Genomic DNA, 26,901 nt, shown 5'->3' with positions numbered 1-26,901 from the left:
AATACTTTTGTAACAACCTTGTTAGCGTTTTGCAGACCTTATGTAATTTCAATGTTGCAAGGTGCAATAACTAAAAATTAACAATGTGGTGTGAAAGGGATCCACTCAGTCCTTATAAATACTGCACTAGGAGACACAAATGGGACACAATCTATCTAAAATCACCTTAGCGGTGTTATCAGCAACGTCGCTGAGTTTTGCTTTGCCAGCATTAGGACAAGAGGCGCAAACTGAAGCTGATGACACTGAAGTGATTCAAGTTTCTGGTATACGTAGCTCATTAACCAACGCGCTAGCAGAAAAGCGCGATGCAAGTAACTTGGTTGAAATCATTCAATCTGAAGATATTGGTAAGCTACCTGATCAAAACCTAGCAGAGGTATTGGAAAACGTCACTGGCGTCCAGATCACAAGAACGGCAGGTGTGGGTACTGGCGTACAAATTCGTGGTACGAACGCAAACCGTACAGAAATTAATGGTGTGTCCACGGTTGGTTCTGGCTCTGGGCGAAGCGGTATTAACTTTGAAGATGTATCTGCTGCGATTATCGCCGCAGTTGAAGTAACCAAAGCCCCTTCAGCAAAAACCATTGAAGGCTCAGTTGGTGGTACCGTTAACCTTCGCACAATTCGCCCTCTTCAATTAGACGAAACGCTTGCATCCGTAAGGGTACAAGGTGAGAACAGTAGTCTTACGACGGACAGCACATTTACCCCTAGACTCTCTGGTACGTTTGGTGACAACTGGGAGTTAGACGCAGGTAGATTCGGTGCAGTATTTAGTGTCAGTTATGCAGAACAAGACGTGACCGCGTTCCGCCCACGTACTGACCGCGATAACTCAGTGGCAGCAGCTAGCGGCGTTGATAGTGCTCAGTCATTCGATTTCTTACCTATTCAGTTCTTCGTACAAGATTATGACAACTACGAATATGAAACTAAGAACTTTGCCGGTACATTAGAATTCGCTCCAAACGATAATACTAAGTTCTTTTTTGATGTCGTAATTAATGACCAAGAACGCAGACAAGAAAGCTCAAGAATTCAAGCATCTGGTATCAGTGGCTTAAAAGACACGGCTATCCCCAGCGCATTTGAAACCGTTAATTTTGGTTCACTTGACGGCGTGAACCTTGGAAGCATTCAAGCGGCAACACAAGGTGTGATTCCGCTTGATGCTGACGGATCAGATGGTAATTTACGTTTTTCTGGGGACACCAATTCTCGTCTTACAAAAAGTGAAATTTACCGCTTAGGTGGTGAATGGACCGGTGAAAATCTAAAAGTTAGCGTTGAGGTAGCTTCAACTAGTTCTGATACAACGACGCCTAGTTTTAATACCACGCTTAACTTTATTAACCCGAATTCGCCCTTAGACGCAGCGGCATTGTTGGCAAATAATGCGGCAAACGAAGCCAACGGTAACGACGACCTATACGATTCAAACGAAAATGGAACACCCTTTATTTATGATTTGACCGGCGGTTCGTTAACCTTCGGTATACCAACTGGCGATCCAACAGCACCTACCGCTGAGCAGTTACTCGATCCAGCCAATGTGGTACTGCGTGACGTAAACATCGGTCGTAACCGCTCAGAGAATGGTGAAGATGCATTTCGTACTGATTTTACCTATTACATAGATAGCATGATTACCTCGGTAGACTTCGGTTACCGTTACAGTAAAACCACAAGCATGCTAGATGAAGTCAGTTCAAACGTAGGTTTACGTGATATAGGCGACAGCCCATCAGGCGATCTTTTCTCTGAACTTCTTGTCGCTGGCCCAAATAACTTTAATGATGCAGATGGCCGAGAACTTTATGTACGTGATTTCTTGCTAATTGATGCAGAGCGCGTAGCTTCTGACCCTGACGGCGCATTAGCAATATTGCAAAATGCTATCGATCAGCACGGTGGTTCAATATCGATTGATGCACCTACTTCAAGTTCTGCTGGTTTCTTTGATATCGAAGAGAAAACACATGCCTTGTATGCTCAAGCAAATTTTGAGCACGGCATGTTTCGAGGTAACTTCGGTGTTCGTTACCTTCAAACTGATGTTACGTCGACTGGTAATTCAATCACTGAAGATGGTGACGGCAATCAACTCGTTACACAAGTGACTACCGAAGGGGACTATAACTTTGTCCTGCCACGTATTAACTTAGTGGCGGACGTACACGATGATGTAGTTGTTCGTGCTGGTTGGGGTAAAGACATACGTCGTCCAGATTTTGATGACCTTTCAACGTCAGTGACTTTCTCAACAAGCCCGAATCCAGCGGTATCAATTGGTAACCCTGGTTTGAACCCTGAAGAAGTTACCTCGTTCGACTTGTCTGCTGAATGGTATTTTGCTGAAGCCAGTGTATTAAGTGTAGGTATTTTCCATAAGAAACGTACCGACCTGTTCGTTCAACAACAATCGAACCCGTTTGAAGATCCCGTTACTGGATATCGTGATCTGACTGACCCTTGTGAGGGTGGCGGTATATTCAACCCCATCGCTGACGTGAACGTATTCGGTCCTGAAGTGGGCGTGGGTGTATGTGTACCTACTACAACGCAAATTAATGACTCAGGCGAAACCACTCAGAAAGGGATTGAATTTGCTGTGCAATATGACCTTGCAGGCTTTGAAGATGAGCTAGGCTGGGCATCTGGTTTCGGTGTCATTGCTAACTATACCATTCAAGAGTTCTCAGGTGGTGAAGCCGTTAACGGTGCAACAAGCCGCGCGAATACTGTGTTCGCTCTTTCAACTGGAGTGGAAGATATTGATGTAACGGCAGTACAAGGATTGCTTGATTTATCTGAAAACGCGTACAACTTCACACTTTACTATGAAAAATACGGTCTTTCAGCTCGTATGCGTTACACATGGCGTGAAGCGTATCGTTCAACTGACTTCGGAAGTACGTCAAGTCTTCCTTGGGGATTCCCAGTGGTACAAGAAGACAGAGGGCAGCTTAACGCCAGCATTAATTACGATGTAAATGAGCAGCTGAACATTGGTATTGAAGCTGTGAATATTACTGAGTCTGAAGTAGAGCAATCTTGTATTAACGAAGGTGCGTTGTTGTGTTACCAAGGTCTAACTGACCGTCGTATCACTGCAGGCGCAACCTACCGCTTCTAAGAGTTTGGGCTTAGGCTCAAGCACACTAAGTAAGTTAAGGAACCTTCATAACCCCAGCCAAGTGCTGGGGTTATTTATTTGTATCGAGTAAAAATCAGTTGACATCAAAGTGTTCACGAAGTGATTTCCACTTACAGCGCAGCATGTATAAACCCACCCAGTTGGCTATTAACTAAGCCCTATCTGCACCATTACTTTTTGCCACTCAAAACATGAAGATTTATCTACAGCAATGCGTAACAACATACTGAAATGGTCAGCGTTTTGTATTCTTTATGATATCAATCAGAAAATGGCGAATGTCTCACGGCCTTATTTTTATTAGGCTTGCAGCGTATTTAGATAATACCAATTCGCCTTAATAATTGCCCCATCAAAATGGGTCCAGCGGTTTTTGATCAAGGCGTCACTATGTAGTAACGGTATAACGCTGTTTAAAGCGGTAAAACGGCAGGGTTTTAAGTAACTCTTCAAAGGGGATCATGGCGAAAGCCCAGAAAATGGATGCATCGAAATATAAAATTAGCAGAGCGCAAATCGGCAATGCGATGAGCCATTGGGTAACAAAGTGTATTTTTAGCACTAAATTGCTATAGCCAAGCGCTCGCAGGATATTACCTCCGATTGTGTTGTATGCACGAATAATCGGCAGTGCAATGTACAGTGGCGCTATAATCATTAACGCTCTTTGTGTTTCAGGCTCAATATCAGGGTATATAAACAATACGTACTGACTTAGCAGTGCTAACAGACCAGCGATTAGCAAAGAAATTAACATACCCACCCTAGTGCAATGATCGGCAAATTGCGTTAACTCTAGAGCCTTTTTTTGTCCTAATGCTTGACTGATACTGATGGCTGAGGCTTGCGCCCAAGCATTTGGGAATTGCGTTGCAGCACGAAGCCAGGGGAATATCAACGTAATCGCGACAAATGAGAATAAATCCAGCTGCGCAAAAAGCAACTGATAAACGGTAGCGCCAATAGAGAGAATGAAAAAATTGGCGGCAATAGGGTATATTTGAGCATACTGAGGGCGTAATTGCGCCCAAAAATCTCGATACCGCGGGTAGGTTAAATCCACACTGGGATCTTTTTTCAGCGCTAAATATAAAAATAACGCTCGCAATAAAACAGCCAATAGACTGCCCCAAGCGGCTCCCATTAAACCTAGCCCATGAAAATCCCCTACCCCATGTATCAGCAGGTAGCTGAGTAACACGTTGACAGGTAACTCAACCATAAACCCTTTGAGAGGAACCTGAGTTTTACCAGTACCGTTGCAATAGGCGGTGCACACTTGGGTGTAGGCGGTAAGCAATACAATATACTGGGTTATCGAAAGATAGGTCGCTGTCAAACGTGCTAGTTTGGCATCTTGGGTAATAACAGACACTATTTCGTTGCCGAAAAAATGCAAAACAGCGAGGAAAATCAATGCGGTCAACACATTGATGAATAACCCACACCAATATGCAACCGCTAAATCGTCTCGGCTATTGGCACCAACAGCCCGGCCGACAAGAAGTTGTATACCATTACCAATTGCGATTTCAATTCCGAGCACAAAAGCCACTATGGTAGCTGCAATCCCCATTGCAGCTACAGGTAGCTCTCCTAAGGGAGCAACCAAATAAGTGTCAATAAGCAACATGGATTGAACAAGCAAGGCATTAAACGCTAATGGCCATGCTATTGCCCAATTTCGTCGCATATTAGAAATGGATTTTACCAATAAACAACCCTTAACACTTTATGCTAACCCTAGAAGAATATTACACAGATTGGAGAACGGACGCCTATCTGCCCATCCACCCGCCGTCTACTAACAAAACGGCGCCATTTACGTAATTTGATGCTTCAGAGGCAAGAAACACCGCTGGCCCTTTGAAATCGTCTGGGGTTCCCCAGCGACCTTGTGGGATGCGTGACAAAATAGCAGCGGCCCGCTCTGGGTCGTCACGTAACCCTTGGGTGTTATCTGTGTCAATGTAGCCTGGCGCGATGGCGTTCACATTGACCCCTTGCCCGGACCACTCGTTTGACAGTGCCATGACTAATTGCCCTATGGCTCCTTTACTCGCCGCATAGCTGGGCACGGTGATCCCGCCTTGAAACGTTAACAATGAAGCCGTGAAAATAATTTTTCCTGCGCGGCGTGCCACCATGTCTTTGCCAATTTCGCGACTTAGAATAAACTGGGCATGCAGGTTAACATCGATCACTTTGTCCCATAATTCGTCTGCGTGATCGACTGCAGGCGCGCGCAATATAGTACCGGCGTTATTGACCAAAATATCAATGTTAGGACAATCCGTTTTGACAGTAGCAATAAATGTGTACAAGGCTTTACGATCAGAAAAATCACATTGATAAGCTGTGAATTTTCGTCCGAGGGCATTCACCTCCTGCTCTATTTCAGAGCCGCTTGACTCTAAACTAGCCGAAACGCCTATGATATCAGCGCCAGCCTCAGCCAGCCCTAAAGCAATGCCTTTGCCTATCCCCCGTTTGCATCCTGTCACTAACGCGACTTTACCTTTCAAACTAAATTTCTCTAACATTGCACTGTATTCCTTATCTATGTTCGACGTTACTGGCCATCGTAACGCGTTGTTTTAACTACATTTCCATCCATGTCCTTGACGATGGAGAGCCATGTAGCGTTAGCACTTATTTCTTCATAGACAATGTTATTCGTATCAGAGAACAGAAATAACTCAACATGCTGTTGCGAGGTGATTTCCATACCAATGTAATCCTCACCCTCAAGCGCGCGAATAGAAATATCCTGCTCCTTCGAGCCTGATAATGCGTCCTTGGGTTGCAGTACATTCAAAAAATACGCGTTTTGGCATTTTTCTGGGTTCTCAACCAATAAGGTTTTTAACCTAATGCGCCGAATATCATCAGGACGCTGAGGGGTCATGATTTCCTCAACCACTGTCTCATCCACTTTGGTACTGCGCGCTTTAGGAAAAACCGTAAATACATTCAGTGCCCCTGTGCCATTTACAATTTCAAATTGACCGTCGCCGACTTCTTTGGCCAAACGTTCTGAGTGCATGCGCCAGGTATAGGTATGCTCGAGCTTACTTTGTAATTCATCCAGAAATATAAAGTAGCCGCATTGACTATTAATGATATGCCTTGCATTACGAGTGAGGGCCATTTCTGGGTAGTACATACGGCTCGATTCACCAACCACATAGGTGTACCCCTTGTCATTCGAAAACGCTTCTACTTTTGCAATGGCCTCTTCGGGCACATCACGCCATACGTTATGGATACCTTTGCAATTTAAATCGAAACGCTCAGGATCACTTAAATCGCCTTCTTGCCAAATTTTTTCTCCTACGCAGCCAGTGCCATCCACAGTGATCATGTTATGAACTTCGGCTTTTGACGTTCGGTTATACCCCTCATCTATGGCTAGTGCGGCTCCATTGTGCAGCAAAATAAAGTGGTTAAAGTCCACGTGATAGTGGGTCAAACTACGTGTTTTCCAATCGTTCTTTTTATCCAACGCCCAACTGAGCTCCCATTGCTTATGTCCACCCGCAGGGCTTGATTTGAATGAAAGGTGCGTGGCATCGGTTTCCCAACTTGAGCGCATTACCACTAAGCCAAGATCAGGAAAATATTTAGTCAGTGGCAGGTTTTCAGGAGACTGAGCGTTTATCTCTGGGTTATACCAAATCAACTCCAAGAAGGCTTCAGGTAAAATACCCGGAAATATTTTACTGTGCGATGCCTCACGAAATAGGAACTCTTTACGCACCTTTTCCCCTAACCACTGTGCTTGCTCATTGCCATATTCAGAAGCAATTTTGTAATACGCACAGATGGAGTGAGAGCTTCTTCGATCGTGTACATCAGCGAAGTTAATGTTTTCTTCCCAATTCGGCGCACACTGGTAAATGCGATAGTCGAATGAATTTTTTAAAAATCCTGCCTCAAAATAGTTTGGTCCGCCGTCTTGGCGAATATAATCAGCCGCAGAAAGAAAGAAATTAATGGCGTAGCGCCAGTAGCCCGTTCCTTCATAATTCGAGCCATCTTCAGGTAGGTATTCAAATACCTTTGCAAAATTGTCTTTGATTTCTGAAATCCATTTTTCCGCTCCAACGTAATCCCTGCGGATCGCATAGGCTGTAGTTAACAAACCAGAGTAGTTAATCCAATTATGATTCTGCCAATAGTTAGTCGACCAACAATGGCCTAGATTTTGTTGCCCATAATCAAATATTTTATTGCCTTGCAGAATTAACTTATCAAGAAACGCTTTACGCTCATCTTCGGCTAAATGGTCTTTAAGCCAATCATAAGACAAACCTAATCCATAAAGCATCCAAGAGGCGCTAAGATCCACATCCACTAAAAACCCATAGCCCCAAACGTCATACTCCACCGCAGTAAAAATCCAACGCTTTGCTTCCTCTAGGTAGTGCTCTTGTTCAGTCAACAAATAGGCCAAGCTTAAATTTGCAGCCGCCATGCCCATATAGGTAATGCTGGTAGGTGGATGTGCTTTTGACAACACTTCATCTTCATATAAACGACATTGTTCTAATAGACGAACAAGATGCGCTTTTCGTGTTGTTTTAAGCTGTACTTTGAGCTCGTCAAGCTGGTCATCAATAAGTAAATAAGGCATGGAAATTCCTTGTGTTAAAGTGTAGAAAATTAATCTTTGTTAGCCGTTATTCATTGACTAAGACGCGCTTGCCCATTGCCGCTTTTGTCAAAGCCTTTCCCAGCCCTAAGCATAAGCGTACTAATAAACCCTATGGTCAGCGCCAGTACTAATATGACGATCCTGCCTTCAAGAGGGTTTGGTATCAGCAGCATTAATCCAATAAAAGCCGTTACTGCTAAGCCAAATCGCCCAATCAAGGTTAATTGACTAAGGTCGTTGCCTTGGCCAACTTCTTGCTCAAAATCGATAGGTGTTTTCATTTTTGTGAGAAAGTTGTCGACCATTTGACGATGACCGGATTGTGCAGGAGGAGCAAAAAGTGTCGAGATAAGAAAACCAAATGTTCCTGTGCCTAATACCCCAAAAAATTGTTGCTGGAAGCTCCACTCGAAGTTGTTACTGTATTGAGATGAAAATCCAATGTAGCTTAAAGGCACTTCGAAATAGGCGAAGCTAGAAAACGTTAATGCGCAAGCAATCGAAAACAAAGCTGCCCACCAAGGAGTTTGCCGAATAAACATGCCAAGCATCAAAGGAATAGTAATAGGCATGGATAGCAGCGTACCGACTTTAAGCATGATATCGAAAATGCCAGAGCCGTCTTGTTGTGCAAAGTACAGGGCAAGCAAAATAATGAGAACGCCCATGCACCAAGTTAACACTCGACCGTAGTGGAGTAATTCCATTTCAGCTTTTGCTTCCCAGCGCAACAAGCGAGACATTTTGGGATAAATATCCTTTATCAAAATAGCGACGTTGGTATTCAATCCCGTATCCATAGAACTCATAGTGGCGGAAAGGATCGCGACCACAATCAGCCCTACTAACCCAATTGGCAGTAAACTGATACTGGCGACGGCATAACTCGCTTCAGCAGGCTTGCTAATGTCGAACGCACTAACAATATCTGGGTAAAGCAACCGTGCTGTAATAGGTGGTAAGAACCAGATGACACTACCGAGCAACATAAGCACAGTGCACAACAGCGCAGCTTTTCTGGCTTCACGTCCATCCTTTACTGAAAAGTAGCGTGGCGCGGCATTCATTGAATTAAAAACAATAAACTGTTTTGCCATCATAGCGCTTGCCCAGCCCCACGTATAAGCGCCGCCAAAAAGAGTGGCTGAATTTACCATGCTGTATTGCTCTGTAAGACCTTGCGCCTCAATTTCTTGAAATAAAGATTCAATTCCACCGAGTGCATCTAAGCACAGCCAAGCCACTATCAGAGTCAAAGGTACAAGTATCAACCCTTGCAGAAAATCCGTCGCCATAACCGCCCAACGACCTCCTGTCGCGGAATAGAGTAGAACCACGACGCCACATACTAGGATCACGTAGTTGATATCGTAGCCAAAGACCGCAGAACAAAAAATGCCCAAGCCGTAAAGCGCCATCGCTGAGTACAGAATTCGCACGGGCACTTCATAGTAGGCGTAGAAATCGCGCGTGGTTTCACCAAATCGCCCAGCAATTGCTTCTGGAAAGGTTGTGACTCTCATTTGACGCAACCAAGGGCCCATAAATAAGAAATTGACGAAGAAACCAAGCACATTTCCGAAAAAAATGAACATGGCAGAAAAGCCCGATTCATAGGCTATCCCGGCTGCTCCGGTAAATGTCCAGGCGCTAAAAGCACTCATAAACGCGCTACTGCCGACCAGCCACCAAGTGCCTTTACTGCCGCCCTTAAAATAATCATCCGTGTTCGAAGAGAATCGTTTGAAAACAAAACCGACGACAATAATGAGCAGTAAATATCCTACGATCACTAGGTATTCAATATTCGAAACTTCCACTTTCTTACCCCATATGAAGCGACGTTTGCTTATCTTATATTTATCATTCCAGATAAATATAAATCGATTTAGTAAATCGATTTAGTTGATAAAATTACCACACTCTTGCAGAATGTCAATCTGCTCCGAAATTAGAGATCTCTTTGAAACCTTCATGGCAAAAATAAAATTAATCGATGTCGCAAACCTAGCGGGAGTCTCGAAAAGCACCGTATCTCAGTATTTAAACGGGCGCTTTGAATACATGTCTGAAAAAACAAAGGAGCGTATTAGGTTAGCAGTAGATAAGCTTAGTTATGTTCCTAACCCTATCGCGAGAAGCCTTAAACTTGATGAAACCAAAACGATTGGCGTGATTGTTAGAGATATAACGGGCTTTGATACCAGCAGAACCATTAGAGGCATAGACGACTACTGTAAAACAAGCAATTATAATGTGTTGATATACAACACTGATGTTGATCCTGAAATTGAAGCGCGTTCACTAGAAGCGCTATATCAATCAAGAGTCGATGGGATCCTTATCGCCGCCACCGGTGAAAACACCGCTTTAATCAATAAATATATTGCTAATGGTCTACCCATAGTCAACTTTCAGCTCGAACACGAGGGTAATGAGAAAAGTATAATTATTTCTGATTATCGAAAAGCCGCATTTGAAGCCACTGAGTACTTGATAAAACAAGGCCACAGACGCATTTGCTTTGTGACTCAAGATTTTACTAAAGTGAAATCGAGAAAAGATCGCTATCTAGGCTATATCGACGCATTAATGCATTATCAACTGCCAGTAGACCAACAACTTATACAATATTGGCAGCGTGACGCTGGCTTTGCTCGTTCCCCTTTAACGGTTTTGAATGAAAGCAACCCGCCAACAGCGTTTTTCACACAACATATGCCTATCACGACCGAACTACTATCAGCCTTAAACAAGGCAAAGGTGACAATACCTGATGACGTTTCTTTACTCGGCTTTGATGACATTCCTATGGCTGAATTTTTCAACGTTCCTATTACGGTTATCACGCAAAACCCATATCAAATAGGCCGCGAAGCTACAAAACTGCTGCTGAATAATATTAAGAACCCGGGTCTTAGTCCCCAACGAATCATGCTCCCATGTTCTTTAATGGAGCGTCTGTCCTGTAAACGAATTTTACCAAATTTGTGACCAATTTTTTATTGGCAGTCCTATATAACGCACAGAAAGCAACATACTCTGGGTGTATTGAGCCCGTACCTAAGCTTCATTTAATCGTAAACGCCATCCTCAGGAGCCTTTATCTACCCTAACTTCACTGATTTAAGATTGGAAATAAAGAAGCAGCAAATTGGTTAAACATTTGGTATAACAAATAATTGACATCTAACCTACCAATCAGTTAAGTTTGCAACGGATAATATCATTACGTTAACAATTCAAAGTGATGTAAGCCCAAGATTTCAAAAGCATATGTAAACAAAGACGAATTTGAGATAAAAGACTGCCCGACAGTCATCAGTATGGGCGCATGGTTTACATTTGAGTAAAAGAACAGGTATAGAACCGGAGACAATCGCGATGAAAAAAATGAAAATCACTGCCCTGCTGCTAGTGGCTGCTGCACTCAATGCGCCCTTAGCTGTGCAGTCTCAGGAGCATCCGAACCTGATCATGACCAAAGCCGGTGTAGATAAAATTAGAAATAATCTAGGACAAGTTCCTTTATTTGACGCGTCTGTACAAAATATTAAAGATGAAGTGGATGCAGAAATCGCGTTAGGCATAGACACCCCGATCCCAAAAGACTTTTCCGGCGGTTACACCCACCAAAGACACAAGCTGAATTTTCTCACGGCGCAAAAAGCCGGCGCGCTTTATCAAATACTCCAAGACGACAAATACGCTAAGTATATTCGAGACATGCTGTTTCAATATGAAGCTATGTATCAAGACTTACCTGTGCATCCACAGGAACGCTCTTACGCCCGAGGTAAGCTATTTTGGCAGTGTCTAAATGACAGTAACTGGTTGGTGTATATGGCTCAGGCCTATGACGCCGTATACGATACGCTAACGGCACAAGAGCGCGACAAGTTAGAGAACAACCTATTTCGTCCTTTTGCGGATTTTATCTCTATTGAGAATCCACAGTTTTACAACCGAGTTCATAACCACAGTACCTGGGGTAACGCCGCTGTTGGTATGATCGCGCTCGTCATGGACGATAAAGAACTGCTAGACAGGGCCTTGTATGGCATCGAGGATGATGGCCTTGAACTCGGTGGCCGTGATAATGACGGTGGTTTTATTAAAGTAGCGGGTCAGAAAGCGGGATTTTTAGCTAACTTAGAAGACCCTTTTTCACCTGATGGTTATTATACCGAAGGGCCCTATTATCAGCGCTACGCCATGTATCCGTTTTTAATTTTCGGTTTAGCGATGAAGCATGTAAAACCAGAAATGCAGGTGTTTTCGCATAAAGACAATGTGCTGCTTAAAGGGGTAGACGCCCTGCTTAACTTAACCGATGCTGATGGAGAGTTTTTTCCATTAAATGACGGCCAAAAAGGCATGTCATATTATACCCCAGCGTTAGTGACGGCCGTTGATATTACCTATCAATATGGTAACCAAAACCCACAACTGTTAAGTATAGCTGAAAAGCAAAACCAAGTACTGCTGGACCAATCAGGCTTGGCCGTGGCAATGGGGATTCGAGATGGAAAAGCTCAACCCTTTGTGAAAAATTCTATTAACTTAAGAGATGGCCAAGCAGGTGATCAAGGTGGCGTCGGCGTACTACGTTATGGCAATGAAGACTTAACCTTGGTATTCAAATATGCGGCACAAGGTCTAAGCCACGGGCACTACGATAAGCTTTCGTATTCTTTGTATGAAAAGGGCGATGAAGTCTTACAAGATTATGGCCTTGCGCGCTTTGTGAATATCGGCCAGAAAGGCGGTGGTAACTATCTAAAAGAAAATAAGACCTGGGCTAAAACTACCATTGCTCATAATACGCTATCGATAAATGAACAGATGCACTTCTCTGGAAAATATGAGATTGCCAGTGAGCATCACTCAGATTTGTACTTTTATGATGACACTAATAAAAATGTGCAGGTGGTTAGCGCAATTGAGAGCAACGCTTATCCTGATACTCAGATGCACCGCACCATGGCCGTGATAAAAAGTGACGGTTTTGAGAAGCCGTTTCTTCTGGATATTATGAAAGTAAAGTCAGAACGAAAAAATCAGTATGATTTACCATTTTATTATATGGGCCAAGTGCTCAGTGATAACTTCGAGTATCAATCTCCTACCGTCCTAAAACCACTAGGGGACGACAATGGTTATCAACATCTTTATTTAGAAGGTAAAGGTAAACCTTCAGGGAGCAATACGCAGTTTTCTTGGCTAGGCAATGGCAAATACTATACCTTGACCTCAGCCACAGATGAGTCTGACGAGTTGCTGCTGACCCGCTTAGGCGCCAATGATCCGGATTTCAACTTGCGTAGAGACGCCGCTCTAATGATCCGCAGAAAAGATACGGCAAGTACCACGTTTGCCTCTGTCATAGAGCCCCATGGAAGTTATAGCCCTGTGTCGGAGTTATCGGTTAACTCTGATAGCAGCATCGCCCAATTGACCCTGGTGCGCGATGACGACAAATATACAGCAGTTTCAATTGCTCACGTTAAAGGCCAAGAAAGTATATTTATTTTATCGAATTCAGATGCCGCGAAAAGTACCCAGCATAAGCTAAAACTGAACGGTAAGGTGTATCGCTGGACCGGCCCCTACCTGTATACAAGTGCCTTATAAGCGAACGAAAGCCAACAGCTAATGCGAAGATAAAAGGCTGATTGACGGCATACGTCAATCAGCCTTTTTTGCCCATTTTGTTCGGGTTTGCATAGCTTATTTACGAGCTTACTTTGCCCTGCGTAACAACAGCAGGACTAATCATCGCGACATGCTTCATCAGGAAACTCAAACTCTATGGTTGTATGCGCCAAGGCATATTCACTCAGGCACTCAGCGACCTCACATTTTATTTTTACCAAGCATTCGGGCTCCAATGCTTTATTTAGGACGAGATGCGCCGTTAAAACATGTTGCTCACCATCCAACGACCAAAAATGAAGATGGTGAATATCCGCGACGTATTCGATATTCATCAACTTCTTTTTAATGTCGTCATGCAAGGTTTCATCAGGTACACCCTGCAGAAATAACGTTAATGTTGTTTGTATGTTGCGCACTACGTTGTACAAAATAAATAAGGTAAACCCAATTGACAGCAAAGGATCTAAAATGGGTAGGTTCACGAACATTAGCACCACTGACACAATCAATACCGCTACCCAGCCCAGTACATCCTCAATTAAATGCCAATTCAAAACACGTTCATTAAGGCTTTTCCCTGCACTGAGCTTATAGGCTGCCACCCCATTAACGCCTACTCCAAGTAACGCCAGCAAAAACATGCCCTCAGTATGCGGCATTTCAGGTGCAAACAAACGCGGTACACTCATTATAAGTACCCATACAGAACCACAGACAAGCACAATGCCATTGAGCATGGCTGCTAACAGCGATAAGCGTTTAAAGCCGTAAGTAAATCTTTCTGTGGCTTTTTTGTTGCCGGCGCGATTGAGCAACCAAGCAGTGCCGATAGATAAGCTATCACCTAAATCATGGACGGCATCAGCCATAATGGCCGTGCTGTTTGTTAACCAGCCGCCAATAAATTCTATGATGGTGAAGGTTACATTAAGTAAAAATGCCCAGCCAATTCTCGATGATGAGGGGTCGATATGGTGATGGTGTCCATGATGAGAGTGCGAGTGGCCATGATTAGGTTCGCGCTGCTTTTTCACCGAAGAAGGGGTAACATTGGCTTGGCTATCACTTTGTGTGCTTTCACTTTTTAGGCTCATGATGCTGTCTGTTATCTCATTACTGCATGTTTAATTATGTATGTCTAACATATAGTAAAATCCCTTTGATTGCTGCAGCACTGTCATTCAAATAATTAAAGAAAAAGATGCTAGTCTGTTGTTTAACCAATAAGACAAACCACAATTGAACTTGAACCTGCAGGAACTGTCTCTGCTTTAACTTTTAATTCCCGTAAAGTGACGTAATGAAAATAACCTATTTGCTTTTACTTGCCCCGACTTTATTATTCGGTTGCGCCAGTTTACCGCCGTTAGACGACGGTTTAACCCCGTTTAAAGGTCAACCTATTAATCATCTCTTTAGCGTGATTGGTTTTCCCGAAGATATTGAATTAATTGATAACGAAATCACATATCGCTATCAAATTATTAGAAATCATACTGATTTGGTGACAGAAACGGAACGAGCCACCGGGCTTGAAGGCCAAGATCCGCTTATCGCTAAAACCATGATGCAACCTACTCAGGTTAATATTGAGTGCGAGTTGACGGTGATCACAGATACCCACAAAACAATTAAACGCTGGCGTTATAAAGAAGCATACAAAGGCTGCACGCCTTATCGAGAAAAATTGGCTGCCAATATAAAACAGTAATATCCACAACACGCCCTGCCCCATTCACCAATAATGGCGCAGTGAGCGCCCCGGTAACGTAAAAAATATCATACGGATGTACTTGTCACACTCTAGGCAAAGCATCCGTGACTTAAGTGCCTAAATTTAGCACCTGAATTTAATAGGTTAAAATCTCTGCCCGTAGCTGACTCTCCTCGCAAATTGTATCTGGTGAACTAATCTTACATGGTCAATGTAAATTCTAGTGGGTTAAAAACGAAGTGATTTGTAGCTGGATACTTGAAGTATGGGTATGACAGGAAAGGATACGACTGAAATATTGCGCAGACGTATCTTGCGAGGCCTAACGCTGATCATCGCCGTTGCAGCTGCCCTAGTCACGCTGGCAAATGCGCTTAAAAGTTACTGGCTGCTAGCAACACTAGACTTATTTTTATGTCTCTTTTGCACTGTTATTGCTTGGCACCATCATAAGGGCCATTATCAGCAATGGCACAGTTACGCTGTCATGTTTTTGTATATTCTCGCCAATAGTGTCGTCAGCTCGTATGGGGGGTTATTGTCCGGGTTACCGTTTTGGTTACTCACGTTTCCTATTCTGCTGTACCTACTATTTGGTAAACGCGTGGGAGTAGTTTGCAGCGCGGCCTTACTGCTTATCGAAGTCAATATTCTGTACTTCAATACACAAATTGAAAACACAGATGCTGTTATATCGATACTAATTAATTTCGTCTTGGCTTACATCGTTATCTGGGTTATTTCACATAGCTACGAAATGAGCCGCAAAAGTAATGAAAAGAAGCTTGTCAATTTAGCCCTGAGAGACGCCCTCACCCAAACTTATAATCGCCTTGCCTTACAGGAACATTTTAGCCAATACCTAGATAAAGACGTTATAAGCGTAGCGCTGCTTGATATCGACGACTTTAAGCAAATTAACGACAAATTTGGCCACGATGTCGGCGATTGTGTTTTACTGCAACTAAGCAAATTAGTCCGGAAAACTATTGGTGATGATCAGGTGTACCGTATAGGTGGAGAAGAGTTTGTGGTTTTATTCAAAGGCTGCACCATGGAGAGTCTAGTACACATCATCGAAACCTTGCGTCACACCATACAGCACACACCATTTGGTAACGACACCCTGACTATCAATATCACAATTAGTATCGGGGTATCAGAAGTGCAAGACGGCACCCCCCTCTCCCAGCACTTAAAGCAGGCTGATGAACGGCTGTATTGTGCCAAGCGAAAAGGTAAGAATCAGGCAGTGTTTAAAAGGTAGGCAACCATTACGACATAGCGATGCCTTATACCAATTACATTAAATAATTGGCCTCTCAGAATTCATCCAGCGGGTTTTGAACAAGGCGTCGGTGTGTAGTAATGGTTGTTCCCTTTCAAATACCGAGAACGTAGTGCAAAACCCGCTGGGGAATTCCCTTCGGGCGAATTTTAAAAGGACTTACTCTGTGTTGCTCGAACTCGAAAGAGCACCACTATTACTTCATTCAAGCGCCTTGACTAAGTCCTTTTAAATTTTCGCTGAGTGGTTAATTATTTAATGGAATTGGTATTAATCAAAAAACCGTTGGAGGCATTCAGAGGGAGCAATGATAAATGCGGATTGATATAACCCGACTGCTCCCTGTGTTGAATAAAAAAAGCCCCTGTAAACAGGGGCTTTCATCAAAGAATAAACTTGCACAACGCTTAGTCGTTAAACTGCTTAACGATATTACCTAGGGTTTCTTTTGCATCACCAAAAATCATTCGCGTGTTCGGTTTAAAGAACAGTGGATTGTCTATTCCGGCGAAACCTGACGCCATACCACGCTTAAGTACAAACACGTTTTTCGCTAAATCAGCATTAATCACTGGCATGCCATAAATTGGGCTGCCTTTCATTTCACGAGCCGCAGGGTTAACCACGTCGTTAGCGCCTATAACCATAGCCACATCAAAGTTTTCGATACGCTTATTGATATCATCCATTTCAAATAAATGCTCGTATGAAACATCTGCTTCAGCTAACAAAACATTCATGTGACCTGGCATACGCCCCGCTACGGGGTGAATAGCGTAAGCTACTTCACAGCCGTTGTCTTCAAGTTGCAGTTGTAATTCCTTCATTACGTGTTGTGCTTGCGCAACCGCCATACCGTAACCAGGAATAACCACAACAGACTGCGCCGCTTCTAATACATAGAAGGCATCATCTGCAGACAGAGGTTTCACTTCCCCCTCAATGACCATGTCAGAGCTATGCACTGGCATAAACCCTGAAAACAGGACGTTGCTTAACGAACGATTCATGGCTTTACACATAATGTTGGTTAGGATGATGCCGCTTGCACCCACCAGCGAACCGGCCACAATAAGAATGTTATTCTGCAATGCGAAACCAGCAGCACAAGCCGCTAAACCTGAGTAACTGTTAAGCAACGAAATAACCACGGGCATATCAGCACCACCGATAGGCAGAACTAACATAATGCCAAACAGTAAGGATAACGCTAAAGCAACATACAACACTTGTGCAGAAGAAAGCGCAATCTCCGGCTGGGCAACAAAGGCGTACCCTGTGACGATAATAGCTAACACTATAATCACATTGACGATGGCTTGCCCGCTAAAGGTCACAGCACGCCCAGTGATGCGCTCACTTAGTTTGGCCCATGCTACGATACTGCCAGAGAATGTCACACCACCAATTAATAGTGCAAGAAAGGTCACCACCAAGATAAATGCAGTTAACCCAGAACCGCTTTGAATGGTTGCCCAAGCGACAAACACACTTGCTAGGCCGCCTACCCCGTTAAGCAGAGAAACCATTTCAGGCATGTCTGTCATGGCAACCAAACGCGCCGCAAAAAAGCCAACTACGGCCCCCGCCAACATAGCAATAGCAATCCACTGGAAGTTTACAATGTTGTTATCTAGCAGAGTGACCACAATCGCTAGTAACATCGCTACAGCTGAGACTAAATTGCCTTTGCGTGCGCTAGAGGGATGACCCAATAACTTTAAGCCAAAAATAAATAAAGCCGCGGAAATTACGTAGGTGAAATTAATCACTAAATCTATATTTGATGTCATATCTCGTCCCGCCTACTGCTTTTTCTTGAACATGGCTAACATTCTGTCGGTCACTAAATAGCCACCCACAACGTTAATCGTCGCTAAAAATACGGCAAATGCACCTAAATACATTGCATATTCACCCAGCGTCTCATCCCCTGCTAAGGCCAAAGCACCGACCACTGTTATCCCAGAAATCGCGTTCGCCCCAGACATTAACGGTGTATGCAAAGTGGCAGGAACTTTTTGGATTAATTCGAAGCCGACAAAAATCGACAACAATAAAATAAACAGCAAATATATGGCTTCCATCACGCTACCCCGTCGTTTGTAGTTTGTTTTTGTGCGGCATAAAAATCGCTAATCATCTTGTTAACGACCTTTCCTTGATAGGTAATAATACAACCTGATTGCACCTCATCTTCGATATCCAACGCGAAGCGGTTATCGTCTTTTGACCAAAATTCGCTGATCAAATTGTATAAGTTGCTGGCATACATTTGGGTTGCGTGTTTTGCCACACCATTTGCCCATGCACCTGTGCCTATAACATTCACGTTGTGAATGCTAACCGTTTCTCCCGATACGCTGCCTTCAACGTTACCGCCTGTTTCTGCTGCCATATCGACAATTACGCTGCCAGGACGCATTGAGGCTATTGTATCTTGCTTGATAAGCACGGGCGGTTTACGACCAAATAGCTGAGCGGTTGTGATCACAATATCTGAATCGGCAATACATTTTGCCTGTTCACGCTGCTGTATTTGCATTTGTTCTGGTGTCAGTGCTTGTGCATAACCTTGCCCTGTCTCACCTGTTTCGCCCAAATCGATGTCTAAAAACTTCGCACCTAATGAACGCACTTGCTCAGCAACCACGGTACGTGTATCGAACGCGGTAACACTAGCACCTAGTCGTTTAGCAGTCGCGATGGCTTGCAAACCTGCCACTCCTGCACCAATGATAAATACTTTTGCAGGCTTCAACGTACCCGCTGGCGTCATCATCATAGGAAGCACATTAGCCAGCGTGTTCACAGCCTGCATTACCATGACATAACCGGCCAAACTTGCCTGAGAACTAAGGGCATCCATTTTCTGGCAACGGCTGATTCTGGGGATCATCTCCATGCTGATGCTGGTCAAGCCTTTATTACAAAGCGTGTCGACAAAGCTAGGTTCATTAAATGGATCAAGGTAGCTAACCACCAAAGCATCTTGTTTGACATGAGTAACATCGCCTTCACTCAATTTATGCAGACTTAGCACAATATCGCCTGAAGCAAGTAGCTCGTCACGCGTTGATGATACGCGGGCTCCCGCCTCGATGTATTCTTCGTCCGTTACATGAATGTGCTGACCCAAGCCAGATTCAATCAGTACATCTGCACCCAGTAATTTGTATGCCTTTACGTTAACGGGTAAAAGCGAACAACGCTTCTCGCCCGCTTTCATTTCAGCCGGAAATGCAATAGTAGGCATAGGCCCCTCCAAAGTTTTGTTACAATTTGACTCACAACAGTGCACAAACTATGCACTGCTAGAGTGCAAGTTAATAATTCAGTTTAGTTATATAGAATATGTAAAAATCTTTATAAAAACGTAGACTTACATTAATTGCAGTGATGAATGTCAACTATGGTTGATTAAGACGCTCAATAAAATCTGACTCAGGGGTGATCGCCCCTGGATACTGAATCACGATAGCAGCTGCTTTTGAAGCCAGGCTCACTGCGTGCTCTATCTCCTTTCCAGCTAATCGTGCTCCTAAGTAAACACCGTTGAATGAGTCCCCTGCTGAGGTGGTATCTACAACATTTTTCACCGGTGCGATGGGCAAATGAATAAGGTTACTGCCTAGCTGGCAATAGACGCTGTTAGCACCATTTTTTATGACTAATTCATGAATATCATAAGGTTGGCAAAATTCTAGGATCTCGCTGAGCTGCGTTAAATCATAAAGTTGCGCGAAGTCATCAATACCAGGAAGTAAAATGTCAGTAAGCTCATACGCATAGTGAAACTGCTGTTGAGCTTCTTCTGGTGACGCCCATAAGCGGGGACGATAGTTAGGATCAAACGCCAGTTTAACCCCACTTTCTTTCAAGCGCTTGAGCATAGCCCAAAATGCGGGGCGATCATCTGAGTGAATAACAGCTAACGAAATGCCTGAAAAGAACACGAGTTCACTGTCGAGCATGGTTTCTATCATGTCGTTGTCGATATAACGCATGATTTGCCTAGCGGCAGAGTTTTCACGCCAATAAAGGAAGGAGCGTTCTCCATGCTCGTCGGTTTGAACTAAATAAACCCCAGGGTTTTGCTCACTTTTACGCGTTAGGTACTGATTATTTAATGAAGCCTGCTCGCAATGCTTGAACAGTTTATCACTCACTACGTCACGACCAAGAGCGCTCATAAAGCTTACATCTTGCTCAGGGAAAGCGCGCTTTTGATAAACAGCAGTATTGTAGGCATCACCAGCAAATGATTGATGCATTACCCCATTTTTTCCTTCGCGCAATTCCAACATGCACTCACCAATCAACACTACTTTTTGCATAAAACACCCTGGATATAAGAGATTAATAAAACACTCATGCTTTAACTAATATAAATTAAATAACCTATTTTTTACTTTTTAGCGGCTCTATTTTAGGGCAAAGGAATAAGATACTTAGCATTACAATAGTGGCCAGAGCAGCGCCAAGGATGAATACGTTATGGTAGTTTGCACCAGCAGTCAGAATTGGAACTATTGCTGTTAAACCTGCTGCTGAAAACTTAGCGGCCATGCCCGAGAAACCAGCTAACGAGCCAACGCTACCTTTACCTAACATATCGCTCGGTAACGTTTGAATGCTACCAATCGAAGTTTGGAAACCAAATAATATAGCGCCCATAATAAGAACGGCAGAGTTGGCACTACCTGGGTTAGCTAGCATTAATAATGCTGGCAGCATTATAAGACACCCAAGCACTATTACGGTTTTACGTGTTTTATTCACACTCCAACCTGCTTTAATTCTGTTTTGAGATAGTAAACCGCCAAACCAAGCCCCGAACATAGCGCCTACATAAGGAACCCACCCTATGATTGCTAACCCTTTAACATCCATATTATAAACTTCTACTAAGTAGGTCGGTATCCAAACAATAAACAACCACCAAATTGGGTCAATTGCGGCAGTCGCAATAATTACGCCCCAGCTTTCTTTACGACCTAACATTTCACCATAGCTTGGTACATATTCATCTACTTCGCCGATCTCGTTACTAACAGATTTTTGGCCTGACAAGATATAGTCCCGCTCCTCGTCAGTTATCCAAGGGTGCTTTATAGGTGGTGCTTTAACTAGTACTAACCACGGTATTAACCATAAAAGTCCGATTAAACCTATGAGTACAAAAATAACCTTCCAACTGAAGAATAATGCTAAGTAAGCAATTAATGGAACAGAAATAATACCGCCGATTGCTGCCCCCGAATTGAAAATACCTTGTGCTAGCGCACGCTCTTTACTTGGAAACCATTCGGCATTAGCTTTTGCAGCTCCAGGCCAATTTCCAGCTTCCGCTATACCAAGAATTGAACGGAAAAAACTAAACGTTAAAACTCCTTGAGCAAAAGCATGTAATGCAGTGGCCAAAGACCAGACCCCAATAGACAAAACAAAACCTAATCGGGTACCAATCCAGTCAAATATTTTACCGAAAACGGCCTGACCTATTGCATAAGAGAATAAAAATACTACGCTCACTGTCCCTAAAACCTGTTTAAGTTCATCGGCGTTTTTCTCTGGATAAATTTCACTACCCATATAAGGCCATAGAACACTAAGTGCTTGACGGTCAATGTAATTAATCACTGTTGCCAATGCGATTAAAGCAATAACCCACCAACGTAAATTTTTCATTTTCATATTTTTATACTCTTGTTTGTCTAACGTAATTATTAGACCAAAAAACGCATTTAGTGATTAAAGGATTGTATTGTCGCTTATTGTTGTCGTTGCCCCACTAAGTGGAAATAGATCTCTGACGACAGGCTCAGGCGTTCCCTCAAACACATTACCGGTTACCCAAGTCTTTGGCTCACCAACGGTGAGTTCAAAAATGATAGGCGCTGAACTTTTAAATTCATTCATCGTCATTTTATTCACTTGAGTGCCATGTAAAATCAAGCTCGCAGCGCTTTTATTACGCTTACCTTTGCCAATTTCACTTAATGTGTTGTTGTTTAGCACAACATGAGGGCCAAAGGTGCTTTCATCTGTTCCACCTCGATAAACCTTCGCTATCGCCCCTTCAAGATCCATTACTGTGGAATCCTCAATGGTGAGATATTCAACATTGTAGATACCCAGATCATCCGTCTCCTTGTCTAGGCGGAATAAGTCACCGGTAATATGAGCAAAATGGCTATTAGTCACTTGAATGTAGTCGGCAAAACTGCGATTGCCTGCATCGAAAAAGTGGTAAGAATGATTAATGTCTAAGTTCTCAAACGTGCTGTTTTTAATCGATAAGCGATAATTGCGCTGCATCGGTAACCGCGTAGTACGAATGAGCGTATTGCCTGCAGCATCAGGTGCATTTGTGCCATCAACCAAGACCCCGTCTAAGGTCAAATTGCCGTTGTTGTTAATTTCAATCAAGGTAGAGCGCTGGGGGAAAATCACAGCCGTACCTTTTTCTTGTGCGCGAATAGTTAAGGTTTTATCTAAGCTCAGTATTTTTGAAACCCAATATTCCCCCCCTTGTAATACCAGCACATCACCTGTCTCAGCTAAAGCAATAGCATCAAACAAGGTGTTGTCGCCGGGCGAGACAGAAATGTGCTTACCTGAGCCAAAGGCGACATCAGGCTCAACTTTTTGATACCAACTCACGCCTACCTCATCCTTAGTAATAGGCTTGAGCTGTGCACCGACACCATACTTTTGTTGCGCCTTAGCTTTGGGATATAACAAACCATTGTCATTGCGCTGCATTGTGATATTGGCTTGCTTGAACCCCTTATCGATACTCAATGTAGCTTCTTGATTAACTAGATTATCCGCAAATTTGATTCCACTGATATCATCAAAAGCAGTGATGCCATCCGTGCCCTGCTCATTCACAATCAAGTTGTGATTCATGTGAGAGTTAATCGGCACAGCGGAGCGCTCTTTATCACTGCCAGCTGCAAATTGTATATGCGCCACATTCACCAAGGTATTGTTTTCAATCAGAGCATTATCTACTTGGTGATAGCGGTTAATTTTTGAATTAGGTACGCCGTTCATTACCGTTAAACCACTGCCAAAACGATAACCGGTTAATCCTTCTAGGTAGTTATTGCGAATAATTTGATCTCGATTAATCACTCGGATCCCGCCTGTATGGTCAACGCCATTACCAAAAAACACATTATTCTCAACAATATTGCCGTTACCGTGTCTTAGTGTGAGCGTGCCGCGTGATTCAAAAAACACATTGTTGCGAATACTATTTTTACCGGATTTATTTGAAATGATTTCGACTTCGCCGTTACAACGATCAAAGTAATTATTTTCGACTAAGGTAAACGAGTCAGTGAGAGAATGATGACTGGTGCCTATGCGCAACGTTTCGCCACCATTGGAGCCTAAAATGGGTCTCGGGCCAAAATAGTTATGATCGATTCGATGGTGATTCTGCTGGCTCGATTCTGTCGTTAAGCGTACCGCCATTGTCACGCCTTTGTTACGTTTACCCACTAAGTGATTATGATCAAAACGGTTATGTCTGCCATATATCATCACCCAGCTGTCTTGCTCAAATTTTTCTGGGTTGCTGAAGTTATCAATCACCACTTGCGTCACTCGGCTGTGATTGGCTAACACGTCTTTATTACGACGAAACGCGATCACTTCCCCAGTGGGGGTGTAACCATCTTTGAAGACTAGGCCACTAACGATAAGATGCTCTCCTGCCAAGCGTAAGTTAGATTGTCCCGTAAGAAATACCTTACCTGGAGTTTGACCGCGTAGGGTTATAGGCTTGTTTTCGTTTCCTTTCGCCTCAAACAGTATTTCAAAATTATGCCACGTACCGTCCGCTAATATGATGTCATCCCCCGGTTTTGCATTTTTTAATGCCTGCTCGTAGGCTTCTGGTGTTTTGACAAGTAAATCCACTGCGTAAGCATTCCCGCAAGCTAGAAACGCAAGTAATAAATATACCGGACGAGCCAAAGAAGATAATTGAAAATTTGCGCGCATAAGTAAGTGCCTAATCTCGTTTTTTGAAACGACAAACAATCATTCAATAAAGAACTTGATTGTCAGCCGTTTACTGCAATGCAGTTAAATAATAAGTGCGCTTTACACGTGCGGGTATAAAGCACCCTTTGAAAATGACAACAGGTTAAAAAGAATCGCCAAAATACACTTAGGTGTAGGGTACAAAGGGTTTGCGTAAATTGGCGATGTAACCTGTTCTTAAACTGTTCACGACTTTTTATTATTTACCCAAACATACTTTATGTTTGTTTGGCTTGGTTTTCCGTGAACCGTCCATTCAATGTAACCAATAGTCGAATTAAATGTCAAACTAATATTAACCAATTTAACAAATATGTTATTACCAATAAAATAATCATTGGTAATAATCACAGTTAAATATATGCTACATACTTGTTAAAATATGCTATACCTATTTCTAAAGCACTTGCATAATCTGCATTTGTGGTAGAATGCCTGCAAGTAGTAGAACGTTATGTAATATAAAGTGGGAAGTTAAAATGAAGAGTCGTCGATTATTCTGGAATATAGTCGAAAAAATAGAGCAACTTATTGAATCTGGGTTGTATCAACCCGGTAGTCGCTTACCTCCAGAACGCGAATTAGCTGAAACGTTCGACGTGAGCCGCCCCACTATTCGCGAAGCAATTATTGCCCTCGAAGTAAGGGAAAGAGTAGAAGTAAAGACAGGCTCAGGCGTATACGTATTAGAAAACAAAAATGCACCTAAGCAATTACACAGCATCAGTGCATTTGAGCTCACTCAAGCCCGCGCGCTAGTAGAAGGCGAAGCTGCTGCACTTGCGGCAACGACTATCACTGACGAGGAGTTACGTGATTTAAAAAGTACCCTTGATGCGATGGAGCAAGAAGAGAACCCCGAACACGCTGATCGTGACTTCCATATGATTATTTCTCGCGCAACACGTAATAACGCCATATTACTAGCTGTAGAAAACCTATGGCAGGTTCGAGACACCAACGTTGAGGTTAAAGCCGCTTATAAAGGCGTCTGTAGTCAAAGTAGCTCTAAGCGTTTACATGAGCATACTGTTATATACCAAGCGTTGAAGAAACGTGATACTCAGGCTGCTCGCGCCGCGATGCATCAACACTTTAACCGCTTGATTAACGCGCTATTTGAAGCAAAAGAAGCACAAGCCTTGGAGGAGGTTCGCCGTCAAACGATAGAAACCCGAGGTTTATATTCGTTATCTCATGTCATTCGTGAGGCATAGGGCAACCCCAAGGTAACCACATTTACGCTCTCATTTTCATAAATCATAGCCAATAAAAAAGCCAACATCAGTTGGCTTTTTTATACATAAGCAAGAAAAGGCTTATGAGAACAACATACCACCGTTAATATCAACGTTAGTACCTGTCATATATGAAGCTTCATCAGACGCCAAGAACGCCACTAATTTAGCCACTTCTTCTGAACTACCTTCACGTTGAAGCGCAGTAGAACCTGCTACTTTTTCACGTACTGCATCTGGGGTAAATGTATCGTGGAAACCCGTGCTGATCATGCCTGGGCATACACCGTTAACGCGAATATCAGGACCAAGCTCTTTAGCTAGTCCGCGAGCAAAGGTCATGACTGCACCTTTTGAAGTGGCATAAATCGCCGCTCCACCGCCGCCGCCATCACGACCAGCTTGAGACGCAAGCGTTACAATGCTGCTGCCTTTTGGCATGTGTGGTATACATGCATGAGTCATCATGAATAACGATGTTAGGTTCAAATCCATTACTTTGTGGAAATGGCTTAAACTCATATCTGCTACTTTCACACGCTCAACTAAACCACCAGATACATGTACCAAACAGTCGACTTTACCAAACTGCTCTACCGTACTTTGCACACATGCATCTACATCTTGTTGTTGTGTTAAGTCAGCTTTCACTGCAACTGCACGCACACCAAGCTTTTGGATTTCTTCAACTGCACTTTGTGCGGTAGCTTCACTGGCAAGATAAGTAATCACTACATCTGCGCCACGGCCGGCCAATTCTAATGCACAAGCGCGACCAATATCACGTCCACCGCCTGCCACTATGGCTACTTTGCCTTTCATTGTCATAATCTTCTCCACTGGATATTCAAATTAGCATATAAATAAACTTTCAATCAGTTTCCCCAAGGAGCACCGCACAGCCCGTCGAAGTATAATACCAATCCAAGTCTACCTGCTTAAATTAACTAATCAACACACCTATTGTCAACCAATTATTTACATTTGGCTTTACCAATTGATATTTTACGGTATTTTGTTAAAAATCATTAACACAATGACATTTATCGTCAGCGTCAAGGTGCTTTTATTCCCAGTGATATTGTTTACGATTGAGGCTGGCTGGTAAAGATAAAAATATTA

At 43.2% G+C, this 26,901-nt stretch carries 18 protein-coding genes; 6 read left to right on the top strand and 12 right to left on the bottom strand.

Going from position 1 to position 26,901, the window contains the following annotated elements; translation table 11 throughout:
* Positions 1 to 139: 139 nt before the first annotated feature.
* Positions 140 to 3,142 carry a TonB-dependent receptor gene (locus FX988_RS16175; protein ID WP_160181145.1) on the top strand — a complete coding sequence of 1,001 codons (3,003 nt, stop codon included), beginning with the start codon at positions 140 to 142 and terminating at the stop codon, positions 3,140 to 3,142.
* 409 nt (positions 3,143 to 3,551) lie between these two features.
* Here FX988_RS16175 and FX988_RS16170 read toward each other — a convergent pair whose 3' ends face one another.
* The 4 genes from FX988_RS16170 to FX988_RS16155 form a co-directional block, all read right to left on the bottom strand.
* On the bottom strand, positions 3,552 to 4,877 hold the full coding sequence (locus tag FX988_RS16170) for an MATE family efflux transporter (RefSeq protein ID WP_254700641.1): 1,326 nt from the start codon (positions 4,875 to 4,877) through the stop codon (positions 3,552 to 3,554).
* Between the two features lie 64 nt (positions 4,878 to 4,941).
* On the bottom strand, positions 4,942 to 5,706 hold the full coding sequence (locus FX988_RS16165) for a 2,5-didehydro-3-deoxy-L-galactonate 5-reductase (protein ID WP_160181144.1): 765 nt from the start codon (positions 5,704 to 5,706) through the stop codon (positions 4,942 to 4,944).
* A gap of 29 nt (positions 5,707 to 5,735) precedes the next feature.
* Positions 5,736 to 7,799: a DUF4962 domain-containing protein gene (locus FX988_RS16160; protein ID WP_160181143.1), complete on the bottom strand. Its 2,064-nt coding sequence runs from the start codon at positions 7,797 to 7,799 to the stop codon at positions 5,736 to 5,738.
* A gap of 50 nt (positions 7,800 to 7,849) precedes the next feature.
* Positions 7,850 to 9,640, bottom strand: coding sequence for a sodium:solute symporter family transporter (locus FX988_RS16155; protein ID WP_160181142.1), 1,791 nt, complete (start codon positions 9,638 to 9,640; stop codon positions 7,850 to 7,852).
* Positions 9,641 to 9,794: 154 nt separating this feature from the next.
* Here FX988_RS16155 and FX988_RS16150 point away from each other — a divergent pair, with 154 nt between their 5' ends.
* Positions 9,795 to 10,814: a LacI family DNA-binding transcriptional regulator gene (locus FX988_RS16150; protein WP_160181141.1), complete on the top strand. Its 1,020-nt coding sequence runs from the start codon at positions 9,795 to 9,797 to the stop codon at positions 10,812 to 10,814.
* Between the two features lie 390 nt (positions 10,815 to 11,204).
* Entirely contained in the window at positions 11,205 to 13,454 is a 2,250-nt protein-coding gene (locus tag FX988_RS16145) for an alginate lyase family protein (protein WP_160181140.1), read from the top strand.
* Positions 13,455 to 13,591: 137 nt separating this feature from the next.
* Here FX988_RS16145 and FX988_RS16140 read toward each other — a convergent pair whose 3' ends face one another.
* The gene (locus FX988_RS16140) at positions 13,592 to 14,572 is read right to left on the bottom strand and encodes a cation diffusion facilitator family transporter (protein ID WP_160181139.1); all 981 of its coding nucleotides are present in this window, start codon (positions 14,570 to 14,572) and stop codon (positions 13,592 to 13,594) included.
* A 206-nt stretch (positions 14,573 to 14,778) separates the two neighbouring features.
* Here FX988_RS16140 and FX988_RS16135 point away from each other — a divergent pair, with 206 nt between their 5' ends.
* Both FX988_RS16135 and FX988_RS16130 read left to right on the top strand, forming a co-directional pair.
* Positions 14,779 to 15,189 (top strand): hypothetical protein, encoded by a 411-nt coding sequence (locus FX988_RS16135; protein ID WP_160181138.1) that lies wholly within the window; start codon positions 14,779 to 14,781, stop codon positions 15,187 to 15,189.
* A gap of 274 nt (positions 15,190 to 15,463) precedes the next feature.
* Positions 15,464 to 16,459 carry a GGDEF domain-containing protein gene (locus FX988_RS16130; RefSeq protein ID WP_254700640.1) on the top strand — a complete coding sequence of 332 codons (996 nt, stop codon included), beginning with the start codon at positions 15,464 to 15,466 and terminating at the stop codon, positions 16,457 to 16,459.
* Between the two features lie 428 nt (positions 16,460 to 16,887).
* Here FX988_RS16130 and FX988_RS16125 read toward each other — a convergent pair whose 3' ends face one another.
* The 6 genes from FX988_RS16125 to FX988_RS16100 all read right to left on the bottom strand — a co-directional run bounded on the left by FX988_RS16125 (position 16,888) and on the right by FX988_RS16100 (position 24,499).
* The gene (locus FX988_RS16125; RefSeq protein ID WP_160181136.1) at positions 16,888 to 18,273 is read right to left on the bottom strand and encodes an NAD(P)(+) transhydrogenase (Re/Si-specific) subunit beta; all 1,386 of its coding nucleotides are present in this window, start codon (positions 18,271 to 18,273) and stop codon (positions 16,888 to 16,890) included.
* Positions 18,274 to 18,285: 12 nt separating this feature from the next.
* Positions 18,286 to 18,567, bottom strand: a complete 282-nt coding sequence (locus FX988_RS16120) for an NAD(P) transhydrogenase subunit alpha (protein ID WP_006991067.1) — start codon at positions 18,565 to 18,567, stop codon at positions 18,286 to 18,288.
* Positions 18,567 to 19,736, bottom strand: a complete 1,170-nt coding sequence (locus tag FX988_RS16115; RefSeq protein WP_160181135.1) for an NAD(P) transhydrogenase subunit alpha — start codon at positions 19,734 to 19,736, stop codon at positions 18,567 to 18,569. The genes FX988_RS16120 and FX988_RS16115 overlap by 1 nt, the downstream gene beginning before the upstream one ends.
* A 154-nt stretch (positions 19,737 to 19,890) precedes the next feature.
* The gene (locus FX988_RS16110; protein ID WP_160181134.1) at positions 19,891 to 20,817 is read right to left on the bottom strand and encodes a sugar kinase; all 927 of its coding nucleotides are present in this window, start codon (positions 20,815 to 20,817) and stop codon (positions 19,891 to 19,893) included.
* A gap of 64 nt (positions 20,818 to 20,881) precedes the next feature.
* Complete coding sequence (locus FX988_RS16105; protein ID WP_201751598.1) at positions 20,882 to 22,177, bottom strand: MFS transporter; 1,296 nt, start codon at positions 22,175 to 22,177, stop codon at positions 20,882 to 20,884.
* Between the two features lie 57 nt (positions 22,178 to 22,234).
* Positions 22,235 to 24,499, bottom strand: coding sequence for a polysaccharide lyase 6 family protein (locus FX988_RS16100; protein ID WP_160181133.1), 2,265 nt, complete (start codon positions 24,497 to 24,499; stop codon positions 22,235 to 22,237).
* Positions 24,500 to 25,020: 521 nt separating this feature from the next.
* Between FX988_RS16100 and FX988_RS16095 the strand changes: the two genes are divergently transcribed.
* Positions 25,021 to 25,758: a FadR/GntR family transcriptional regulator gene (locus FX988_RS16095; protein WP_160181132.1), complete on the top strand. Its 738-nt coding sequence runs from the start codon at positions 25,021 to 25,023 to the stop codon at positions 25,756 to 25,758.
* 102 nt (positions 25,759 to 25,860) lie between these two features.
* On the opposite strand, the gene FX988_RS16090 is transcribed toward FX988_RS16095, so the two are convergent.
* Positions 25,861 to 26,607, bottom strand: a complete 747-nt coding sequence (locus FX988_RS16090) for an SDR family NAD(P)-dependent oxidoreductase (protein ID WP_007984901.1) — start codon at positions 26,605 to 26,607, stop codon at positions 25,861 to 25,863.
* Between the last annotated feature and the right edge of the window lie 294 nt (positions 26,608 to 26,901).

Origin of the sequence: Paraglaciecola mesophila, from assembly GCF_009906955.1 — a bacterium.
Taxonomy (GTDB): domain Bacteria; phylum Pseudomonadota; class Gammaproteobacteria; order Enterobacterales; family Alteromonadaceae; genus Paraglaciecola; species Paraglaciecola mesophila_A.
Note: the sequence above shows the minus strand (reverse complement) of the source record. Positions and strands in the feature narration are given on the sequence as shown.

Bases quoted from the DNA above. Each gene is read 5' to 3' on its own strand.
- FX988_RS16175 (WP_160181145.1), top strand. From the start codon at position 140: ATGGGACACAATCTATCTAAAATCACCTTAGCGGTGTTATCAGCAACG.
- FX988_RS16165 (WP_160181144.1), bottom strand. From the start codon at position 5,706: ATGTTAGAGAAATTTAGTTTGAAAGGTAAAGTCGCGTTAGTGACAGGA.
- FX988_RS16160 (WP_160181143.1), bottom strand. From the start codon at position 7,799: ATGCCTTATTTACTTATTGATGACCAGCTTGACGAGCTCAAAGTACAG.
- FX988_RS16150 (WP_160181141.1), top strand. From the start codon at position 9,795: ATGGCAAAAATAAAATTAATCGATGTCGCAAACCTAGCGGGAGTCTCG.
- FX988_RS16145 (WP_160181140.1), top strand. From the start codon at position 11,205: ATGAAAAAAATGAAAATCACTGCCCTGCTGCTAGTGGCTGCTGCACTC.
- FX988_RS16140 (WP_160181139.1), bottom strand. From the start codon at position 14,572: ATGAGCCTAAAAAGTGAAAGCACACAAAGTGATAGCCAAGCCAATGTT.
- FX988_RS16135 (WP_160181138.1), top strand. From the start codon at position 14,779: ATGAAAATAACCTATTTGCTTTTACTTGCCCCGACTTTATTATTCGGT.
- FX988_RS16130 (WP_254700640.1), top strand. From the start codon at position 15,464: ATGACAGGAAAGGATACGACTGAAATATTGCGCAGACGTATCTTGCGA.
- FX988_RS16125 (WP_160181136.1), bottom strand. From the start codon at position 18,273: ATGACATCAAATATAGATTTAGTGATTAATTTCACCTACGTAATTTCC.
- FX988_RS16120 (WP_006991067.1), bottom strand. From the start codon at position 18,567: ATGGAAGCCATATATTTGCTGTTTATTTTATTGTTGTCGATTTTTGTC.
- FX988_RS16115 (WP_160181135.1), bottom strand. From the start codon at position 19,736: ATGCCTACTATTGCATTTCCGGCTGAAATGAAAGCGGGCGAGAAGCGT.
- FX988_RS16110 (WP_160181134.1), bottom strand. From the start codon at position 20,817: ATGCAAAAAGTAGTGTTGATTGGTGAGTGCATGTTGGAATTGCGCGAA.
- FX988_RS16105 (WP_201751598.1), bottom strand. From the start codon at position 22,177: ATGAAAATGAAAAATTTACGTTGGTGGGTTATTGCTTTAATCGCATTG.
- FX988_RS16100 (WP_160181133.1), bottom strand. From the start codon at position 24,499: ATGCGCGCAAATTTTCAATTATCTTCTTTGGCTCGTCCGGTATATTTA.
- FX988_RS16095 (WP_160181132.1), top strand. From the start codon at position 25,021: ATGAAGAGTCGTCGATTATTCTGGAATATAGTCGAAAAAATAGAGCAA.
- FX988_RS16090 (WP_007984901.1), bottom strand. From the start codon at position 26,607: ATGACAATGAAAGGCAAAGTAGCCATAGTGGCAGGCGGTGGACGTGAT.